This is a genomic window from Candidatus Marithrix sp. Canyon 246 (assembly GCF_001723685.1).
In the GTDB taxonomy this organism is placed as follows: Bacteria; Pseudomonadota; Gammaproteobacteria; order Beggiatoales; family Beggiatoaceae; genus Marithrix.
Genome location: NZ_MCBX01000028.1, coordinates 1 through 8848 on the forward strand (window position 1 = coordinate 1; position 8848 = coordinate 8848).

An 8848-nucleotide genomic window follows, 5' to 3' on the forward strand; every position below is an offset into this window, starting at 1 on the left:
ATCCACGGGTGTCATAACTTAAACAACGTAGTGAGTTAACACTTAGCCTAATCACCTATTTAGTCCTAAGACCTATCTCGAATCTCACGATTCAAGCCCCTGTGTCTTTAGCTCAGGGGTAGTTGACAACCAAACATGTGTAATTTAGCAAGTAAACATAATCGTTTAACCGCTAAAAATATTGCTCATTATCAGTTTATGATTGATAGTTAAATCAATTAAAACAGTTAGTTACAATGATATTGCTGTTCATAATTGGTTTATTTTTTAGCTAAAAGCGCGTTTTTTACAACTGATTAATTTAAAACACCTATTAACCAGTTGATTATTTGAATAATTTAATTCATGTAAGCGCGTTTTTTTTTGATTATGGCGCGATCACCGCACGAACCATCTTATAATTCACGTCAGTTTTACCAAAACCAAAAAGAGATAGCTCATTTAAAATATTGGTTTTAGTCATTTTGACATTTCTATTTTCAAGTTATTTAATAATTTTATTTACACCTTCTTCATTTAATTTTTTTCTTTTTTGCTTAGGCGCGTTGTTGGTCAAAACCGTGACAGCTTTCTGAGTTCTGGCTTTCTGATTTTTCGGTTTCAGATCACTGTTCTTAGAAAGGAAAGGAAAAGGTTTAGAAAAGAGAATATAAGAACTAAAATTAGCAAATATATTGAAGAGTCATTTTTTTAACACTGCTTAAAATTTGACTAAATTCAATCACTACTATTAAATATGCGGTGATAACAAATTGAATCCATAATGGTATAAGTACAGAGCCATTAACTCTCTTTAAAGATCTACTTTACGAACTTTGCTAGCTTTATTGCTGTCAATAGCTGTTTTTATTAAGTTTAACTTGCTATTGTTTTGGTTTAACAACTTTATTATAGCTTTATGCTTAGCTTGTATTTTTTGACAAGTATTTGAAGTACCGCATCTTTTAAGAGTAACTATCTTATGCCCTGTCATAACGCGAGTACGATAAATTATATATAACTTAATCCTATAATAAGCAGTTTTTATTGAATTAATATGTTTAGTTAATTTGATATTATTATCTTGAACTTCCAGCAAGTTATTAGAGGATAAATAGGGAGCTTTAAAGCTATCTAATTCTCTCTCTATTCTCTCAATAATATCTGTATTATTAACAGCATTCACATTATTTAATTGAAAAACAAATAACTAGAAAAGGAAGCAGTTCCAACAGAAACAGCTATTCCTAAAAAAAGAGCTGGTTTATTGACTGTATCACCAATGGCAGCAGTCAGCTTTAGTCCTTCTGCCAATATTACCAGCGCGATTCCTAAATATAAACTGCCCATAAAGCTGCCATAAGAGCTAGTAATTATTGATAGAAAGCACGCCAAGGAATATAAAAAAACTGCTAAACGATACTCTCCTGAGAGCTTTTTAAGTTGTTTTCTATTAGAAAGTCCAGTATAACTTTGAGGGCTGAAATCTTTGATTTTCATCTTCGCCCCCAAACTAGTTTTATTGTAATACAAACTATATTTATAATAGTTTTTGAATGGGCCTGTGTTACATTAGTACACATCATAAATCACCTTTAGTTGAAAGTAGTTAGGTGGTTTGTGTTAGGTTGTCTTGGTTAAAAAGAACCAAAGCAACTGCTAAACAAATCAATAAGTTACAAACATAAAACCAGCGCGTTTACCAATGCTTTCCATCAATATTAATATTAATGTCATAAGCTTTAACGCTGACTTGAATAGTATTATTCCATATTCTTTCGTTTATTTCATCACTTTTTAAAAAAGCATGGACATCAAGAAACTTGAAAATCAACTTCAAAATTTATTAGAACGCGAAAAACGCCAATGGACAAAGACTGCTCAACTTCTAATTGATATTGAACGTAGTCGTCTATATCGCAAGCAAGCCAAATCATTTTCTCAATACGTTCGTCAGCTCGCCCAGAAATTTAAAATCAATGAGTCCAGTTTTTGGCGCATTAAAAGGGCAGGATAGTATTATTTAAAATTACATAACACTGATAATATTGAGATTATAGGAAAAGCAAACACAAGCCCAGAGCAATTATAAATTCTAATGAAAATCAGTAGTATTGCTCCGCCCAACATTGTGCAAGACTTTAAAGAACGACTTATTTCTGGTAAAACTACACGAGAAGAATTAAGAGATACATGGAAAACCTATTGTAAGGTTAAAAATGATAAACCACGACGAGGGCGTAAATATAAAAAACAGTTATTAGACAATGTTATAGGTGACTTATTTACCAATCCAGCAGCTATGACTACGGCTAATATAATTCAATCCCTTAAAAATCCTCAATGGGCTATTGATACTATTAACCAAAAAAAAATAGATTACTTTCAGCTTTTTACAGAAGTTGCCGTATCATCAGGTACATCATCTAAGCCAAGACGTATTGACATTGTAAGTATCGTAAAAGAATCTAATAAAGGACCATTACCAACAGTGATAGGCATTGAGGTAAAAATTAATATTCACGATCTAAAACGTGATATGAAATTAACTGAATACATACCATTTTGCCATTATTTTTATTTAGCCATTCCGAATGAACAGGCTATGATAGATGCAGCGGCATCAATAACAACAAAGGAAATAGGTATTTTATGTGTAACAGATGAAGTTGTTGATGGACGATATAAAAACGTGATAATTCGGAAAGCTGAGCGTATTAAAAAACCACATCCAGTTTTACTAGGTGAATTGTATGGAAAGTGCCTTTTTCATGCACTTGGATGGATTGGAGATGGTTAATTAATTTGCTTTATAAGCTTTGCCAATTTTCAATAATTACTTCTTCAAAGAATTCATAATCGGAAACATTAACAGTGACAATAATTAACTCATATGCTTTTGCAATTGCAGCAATTTGTCCATCTACAAATGGTGGCGTTTTTCCAATTAAACTTAAACGTGCGCGTTCTTGAGCGTGCCATTCTGCTGCTTCTTCAGTGTAAGGTAAAATTGGCATTTTACCTACAGTTTGATATAAATATTGTTCAAGCATTTGGCGTTTACGTGAAACTTGTAAGCGTTTACAACCAAATAGTAGTTCATGCCAAACTAATGTTGCTGTTGCAATTTCATCTTGATGCTGTTTAATTTTTGTTAGTATTTTTTGATTTGGTTCAGGACGTATTGGTTCTGAAAGAACATTAGTATCAAGTAGATACTTTAAACTCATAAAAACACCTCACGCCCTATACTACGATCACGTACATCTTTAAAAATATCTTCATCAAATTTAAGGTCTTCTGGACTGAATTGTTGACGGAAGATTTGTAGAGCTTGCCAAAAATTTTGTTTTTTCTGAATTTTATTATTTGGCACTAATGTCGCAATCGTTTGATTACCTTGCATTAATTTTACTGGATAGCCCGCTTCAATTATTGTTAGAATATCAGGCCAATTTTTAGGTACTTGGCTTATTGCATAATCTTGTTTTATCATATTCATATATTTTATCCTTTGGTTGTTCCAGTAATGCTTAGTATTTTACTTTAAAAAAAGTAACTTGTCTGGTGCTACAAAACTGCAAGAAATGTTGGATGCAGTAATTGACTTTATGCCTGCACCTACTGATGTTGCTAGCATACGTGGCGTTTTAGATGATAAAGATGAAACCGAATCCAGCAGAAAATCTAGTGATGACGAACCTTTTGCAGCTTTAGCATTTAAAATAGCTACTGATCCTTTTGTTGGTAATCTAACATTTTTCCGCGTTTATTCTGGTGATACAGTTTATAACCCATTAAAAGGTAAACGCAATAATAATGGACGTGTCACTCTTCGTCATCATGGCGGTGGACATAAGCAGCATTATAGAATTATAGATTTTAAACGTAATAAAGATGGAATTGAGGCTAAGGTTGAGCATATTGAATATGATCCTAACCGTAGTGCTTATATTGCATTAGTTTTATATGCTGATGGTGAGCGTAAATATATTATATATCCAAAAGGATTAAATGTAGGCGATACAATTATCTCAGGTACTCATGTTCCAATTAAGTCTGGTAATTGTATGCCTTTATGTCATATCCAAATGGGTAGTACTGTTCATTGTATTGAATTAAAACCTAATAAGGGTGCCCAATTAGCTAGAAGTGCTGGTAATTCTGCTCAATTAGTAGCTCGTGAAGGTCAATATGTTACTTTACGTTTGCGTTCTGGTGAAACTTGTAAGAGCCTGTTTTAAATCTTTTGGGAAGCACAATTTAGAATAAATATATGAAAAATATAATTTTATATGAGATAATATATGTAAAAAATTCACTTTGATAAAGAAGCCTATGAGAACCCCATATTCAAGTGATACCTAAAAGTGGCAATTAAAAAAATATTTTTAATTATTTTCAATTAGTTATTAAAAATAATTTATTTTATAAAAAAAAGTATTGTTTTTTTTATATTTTATATTTATAATGTATTTCGTATTTTATTTTTTTACTTTTACTAAAGTATCATTAAATAAAATCATAAGCTTTATATGTTTGGAATGTCAGGCATATAATTATCTTGGTAACTTTAAAATTATTATATTTTATATTTTTTATGAAAATGAAAAAATCATTAGGCATTTTGTTGTTCTGTTTTGCTACAATTAGCATTGCACAAGCTTCTGATTTCCCAAAACTGGACGAAGCAATTCCTGGAAGTTTTGTTTCCAAATTAGCACCTGTTTTTGATTTTGATGGTGATGGTTGTTATCCCAGTGCTGGTATTAGCCGCAGTGGTAAACCAAATTCTGGATTGAAACCTACTGGAAGTATAACTGGAAAGTGTCGTAATCGTTCATTCTTAAATTATTCTAATACTCTTCATCGTTACACTTGTGAGAAGAAAAATAATTCTACATATTGTGGTCATTTTTATGCACTCTATTTTCTGAAAGATGATATGGTAGCTGGCATTGCTACAGTCGATGAGCATAGACATGATTGGGAATATGTGGCGATTTGGACAAAAAATGGTACCATTACTCATGGTAGTTACAGTGCTCATGGGAAACTTTATATTGAAAGTCTTTCTAGTTTACCTATGGTAAATGGTCATATAAAAATTGTTTATCACAAAGAAGCTTTTCGTACTCATACAATGCGTTTGGCAAAGAGTAATGAATCTGCAGAAAACTCTTATGGGAAATTTGTCACTCCCACTTTGATTAGTTGGTATGAATTAACTGGAGATGATATTAACAATCAAACAATGATAAGTAAACTTAACAGTTTTAATTATGGCTCTGCTAGTATTCCTATGAAAGATACTAATTTCTTGAATAATTTAAACAAATTTAAGCCATCAGGTTATCCTAAATTTACTACTTTGAATCCCAATGATGATGCAGGAAAACCGAATTATTGCAAATGGACTACTAATTGGTTTTCAGAAGAGCAAAGTAATGGTCAAGAATGCCCGACAGGTCAGGTTGTGAGTGGAGTTCAGTGTAAGGGAAGATATTGTGACAATAAGAAATTATTTTGTTGTACGATATCAGGGTTAACAGTAAGTGGTTCTACACAAAACTCTTCATTCTTCTCAGAAGAGAGGACCAATTATTACAAGAATGATGGTAAAGCAGTAGTAGGCATGAGATGTAAAGGTAGATATTGTGACGATATATCTCTAAAAATGAAAAATGTTAATAATAACGCACGTGGAAGGTGGACTAGTTCTTTTTCTGAAGAACAAGGTATTATGACATGTGATAATAATGAATATGTAGCAGGAGTAAAATGTACTGGCCGTTATTGCGACAATCTCAACTTATATTGCAATAAAAAGGTTCGTTAATAATTTAGCAGGTATTTGTGCCAATTCTTAGTTGGAATTCATTTTATAAATTTAGCAGCAATTGGTAGATAATATTAATTCATAAAATGGGTTTTGATCCTGAATTGGTGTTAGCATCTGTAAATATAATAGAGCCAACTATTTATTTACTAAATAGTTGGCTCTTCATCGACACAAACTGTAGGAACACGCAATTCATCAATATCTACACCTTCATTATTTTCTGCATTAGCAATACCAGTATCTAATGTTTTTTTTCACTAACATAAATTTCAATTAGTTATAATCTAAACTCTAAATTTAATTGTTTGCCAACATAACTTAAAAAAACTTCCTTGCTAGTATCACCAAAATTAACCATGAACTGCCAAATACTACGCCAGAAAATTTCTAATGCCAACAAATTCTTAAGCTGATATTTTTCAGCTTGTTCTTCAATTGCATCAAACGCTGCAACCGCATTATTTATTCTTTCATCACGCCCAATTTCTTCTAATATTTTTCGTACTTTTTGTATTGTTTTATCGTCAATCTTGATTGAAATTTTCGTTGGCGATGGTTGCCGCTTCCAGTTCAGCATTTTGTTCTTCTTCGGCTATTAACCTGTTGGCAAATGCCACATATTCAGTACGCCCATTCTGCCACCGGTGTTGGATCACATCGAGGAAGAAGGTCATTGCGCTTTTGTCTATGCCAAAGATGCTTTGAATGTTCCTCTTAGTCACTGAACCTGATTTTTTGTTATTTTTATATTCAAAATCAGGTTCAGTGACTGTTACCTGTTCACGTTTTAATTGCACCCCCATAGCGCGAATCCATCCCCCCAACTCCTTGTCTTGTAAGACGTTTCCATTTATACGATGCCCTAATTTAGCCGCATTAACAGCGTCTTTATTCTCAATTGCGAACTTATACCACCATTCATTTTTTAAGGATTTATAGCTCAATTTGAATTCTGGATCATGTTGCAAAACGCCATCTTTATTCAAAAATAAACCGAGCGTTTGGGCAATACCGTTACGAATTAACCATCGAATATAAAAACCATGCTTATTATCATGAGATGATCTTTCTTCTAAATAGCACTTAGCGATGGCAGTGGATGGTTGCGTTGGACGTTTAACACTTTGTTGATCAACAATGAGCTTAGCTTATTAGCAAATGCCACGTTTTCAGTACGACCAGCCAGCCACCGCCGTTGGATCGCATCGAGGAAGAAGGACATTGCGCTTATGTCTATGCCGAAATGGCTTTCTCTTTTTCTTGGTCCTGACCCTGCTTTTTTTCCTTTTATATATGTAGAATCATGGTCAGGACCATTTTCTATTTTATACCGCTTCAATTGAATGCCCATAGCGCGTATCCACATTCCTAACTCTTTGTCGCGCAACACATTCCCACTAATTCGACACCCTAACTTCGCCGCATTAACAGCGTCTCTGTTCTCAATAGCGAACCGATACCACCACTCATTTTGCAAGGATTTATAACTAAACCTAAAGTCTGGATCATGTTCTAAAATGCCCTTATCATTAATAGACAAACCTAATGACTTAGCAATAGCGGTAGCTTGTTGCTTAGATAACATCGCTTCTTCAAATCCGCGTATGATCGACATCAACCGGATAAAAAATCTAAACGCTAAATTATAATTAATAATTGATATGGAAGTATTAAGTAAACATAAATATGTGCGTATTTCTCCGCAAAAGTGTCGGTTAGTTGCTGACCAAATTCGTGGATTACCTGTTGAACAAGCACTAAATATTTTAAAATTTAGTAATAAACGCGCAGCAGTATTATTGAAAAAAACCTTAGATACTGCGATTGCAAATGCAGAAAATAATGAAGGTGCAGATATTGATGAATTGCGTGTTTCTAGTGTCTGTGTCGATGAAGGACCAACTATGAGAAACGTATGCGTGCCCGTGCTAAAGGACGGGGATGAAAGGATGAGTTGAATTCATTAATTAGCCAAAATTATCTATAGAAACTGTAATCGTACCTATTAACAATATTATAGCTAATAATAATCCTCTTATTTTTGTCATGATTATCTTATTGTCTTCTTTTTGAGTAAAAATTCCCAACCATCTCAATTTTAACTAACATTTAACTTTTTGATTGCCACATAAACAAAATATTATTTAATGATTTAATGTAGTTTCATTCATCTATAAACTTAATTATGTTCTAATTATGTTCTAATTCAGTGCCAATATCAATTGATCAATAGATTTTTAATAAAACTTAGACAATAATTATATTAACTTTATTTTAATTGTATAAGGTTGATTATGAATAAGTTGTTATTAATATTTATGTTTATCATTAGTACTAATGTTTTTAGTGCCCAGAATTTTTCATGTAATGATTGTAATGGATATTGTAAAGATATTAATTCGTGTGATTTAGCATTTTTTTGTTTGACAAAATGTAACAAGACAAGATTTGATCGTGACAAGGATCAAATTCCCTGCGAAAACGTTTGCAGTATTCCAAAAATTAATGGCATTAAATCTAATATTATTTTTGATTTAGCTGAAAGAAGTTTTTCTCAATATTTTTTTCCACATGCTAATACAAATGTTAATAATACTGAATACTTACGTGTTTATAATAATCAATATAAAGCTGCTTTAATTACTAAAAACACGCAGATACATTATGGTTTAAATGATCAATGGCATCATTTTGGAACACTTGAAGATGCTAATAGGCTTCTTTGCAATAATAGTTGTTGGTAGATTTGAACCCGCTATAAAAGCGGGGTGTCATTTAAGTTTTGCTACTTCAAAAAAAATCCCAAAAAAAACATACTTACCAGCCACCATTTCGCGTTATTCTGTGAGCGGTGGTGAAGGCACAGTTATCTTCCAATATTTTATATCTTCAACCTCAAATCCATTAAGTAATTGCGCATATTCAGATTTACCTGCTTTGTGTCTGGATAAAATAACTTGGCAAAACATCGCGTTACTTTCGCTTGTGATGGTGAGTTTGTATTTTCTATTTTCGCTGTCCAGTTGA

General features: G+C 32.5%; 12 protein-coding genes and 2 pseudogenes. 6 read left to right on the forward strand and 8 right to left on the reverse strand.

Translation table 11 applies throughout. The features are described from left to right. Positions 1-793: 793 nt before the first annotated feature. Both BHU68_RS11980 and BHU68_RS11985 read right to left on the reverse strand, forming a co-directional pair. Positions 794-1165, reverse strand: coding sequence for a hypothetical protein (locus tag BHU68_RS11980; RefSeq protein WP_069471837.1), 372 nt, complete (start codon positions 1163-1165; stop codon positions 794-796). A 5-nt stretch (positions 1166-1170) separates the two neighbouring features. Then, the gene (locus BHU68_RS11985; RefSeq protein ID WP_069471836.1) at positions 1171-1479 is read right to left on the reverse strand and encodes a hypothetical protein; all 309 of its coding nucleotides are present in this window, start codon (positions 1477-1479) and stop codon (positions 1171-1173) included. 307 nt (positions 1480-1786) lie between these two features. Here BHU68_RS11985 and BHU68_RS11990 point away from each other — a divergent pair, with 307 nt between their 5' ends. Both BHU68_RS11990 and BHU68_RS11995 read left to right on the forward strand, forming a co-directional pair. After that, complete coding sequence (locus BHU68_RS11990) at positions 1787-1996, forward strand: hypothetical protein (protein WP_069471835.1); 210 nt, start codon at positions 1787-1789, stop codon at positions 1994-1996. Between the two features lie 81 nt (positions 1997-2077). Next, positions 2078-2779, forward strand: a complete 702-nt coding sequence (locus BHU68_RS11995; protein WP_069471834.1) for an MmcB family DNA repair protein — start codon at positions 2078-2080, stop codon at positions 2777-2779. Between the two features lie 10 nt (positions 2780-2789). On the opposite strand, the gene BHU68_RS12000 is transcribed toward BHU68_RS11995, so the two are convergent. Together BHU68_RS12000 and BHU68_RS12005 are read right to left on the reverse strand one after the other, a co-directional pair. Next, complete coding sequence (locus tag BHU68_RS12000; RefSeq protein WP_069471833.1) at positions 2790-3209, reverse strand: type II toxin-antitoxin system VapC family toxin; 420 nt, start codon at positions 3207-3209, stop codon at positions 2790-2792. After that, positions 3206-3481, reverse strand: coding sequence for a hypothetical protein (locus tag BHU68_RS12005; protein ID WP_083234996.1), 276 nt, complete (start codon positions 3479-3481; stop codon positions 3206-3208). The genes BHU68_RS12000 and BHU68_RS12005 overlap by 4 nt, the downstream gene beginning before the upstream one ends. 298 nt (positions 3482-3779) lie before the next feature. On the opposite strand from BHU68_RS12005, the pseudogene rplB reads away from it, so the two are divergent. Both rplB and BHU68_RS12015 read left to right on the forward strand, forming a co-directional pair. Next, a pseudogene (rplB, locus tag BHU68_RS12010) lies at positions 3780-4202 on the forward strand (50S ribosomal protein L2); the annotation flags it as partial. A gap of 377 nt (positions 4203-4579) precedes the next feature. Next, positions 4580-5818 (forward strand): NPP1 family protein, encoded by a 1239-nt coding sequence (locus BHU68_RS12015; protein WP_069471832.1) that lies wholly within the window; start codon positions 4580-4582, stop codon positions 5816-5818. A 280-nt stretch (positions 5819-6098) separates the two neighbouring features. Here the strand turns inward: BHU68_RS12015 and BHU68_RS12020 are convergent, their stop codons facing one another. From BHU68_RS12020 to BHU68_RS12030, 3 genes are all read right to left on the reverse strand, one after another. After that, positions 6099-6398 carry a hypothetical protein gene (locus tag BHU68_RS12020; RefSeq protein ID WP_069471831.1) on the reverse strand — a complete coding sequence of 100 codons (300 nt, stop codon included), beginning with the start codon at positions 6396-6398 and terminating at the stop codon, positions 6099-6101. Further along, positions 6346-6807: a hypothetical protein gene (locus BHU68_RS12025; RefSeq protein WP_069471830.1), complete on the reverse strand. Its 462-nt coding sequence runs from the start codon at positions 6805-6807 to the stop codon at positions 6346-6348. Before BHU68_RS12025 ends, BHU68_RS12020 begins: the two co-directional genes overlap by 53 nt. 86 nt (positions 6808-6893) lie before the next feature. Continuing rightward, positions 6894-7436 (reverse strand): hypothetical protein, encoded by a 543-nt coding sequence (locus tag BHU68_RS12030; RefSeq protein WP_069471829.1) that lies wholly within the window; start codon positions 7434-7436, stop codon positions 6894-6896. A gap of 46 nt (positions 7437-7482) precedes the next feature. Here BHU68_RS12030 and rplV point away from each other — a divergent pair. Then, positions 7483-7766, forward strand: a pseudogene (gene rplV, locus BHU68_RS12035) (50S ribosomal protein L22). A 349-nt stretch (positions 7767-8115) separates the two neighbouring features. Then, complete coding sequence (locus BHU68_RS12040) at positions 8116-8565, forward strand: excalibur calcium-binding domain-containing protein (protein WP_069471827.1); 450 nt, start codon at positions 8116-8118, stop codon at positions 8563-8565. Positions 8566-8658: 93 nt separating this feature from the next. On the opposite strand, the gene BHU68_RS17770 is transcribed toward BHU68_RS12040, so the two are convergent. Continuing rightward, on the reverse strand, positions 8659-8848 hold a 190-nt coding region (locus BHU68_RS17770), incomplete at its 5' end, for a hypothetical protein (protein ID WP_216092891.1).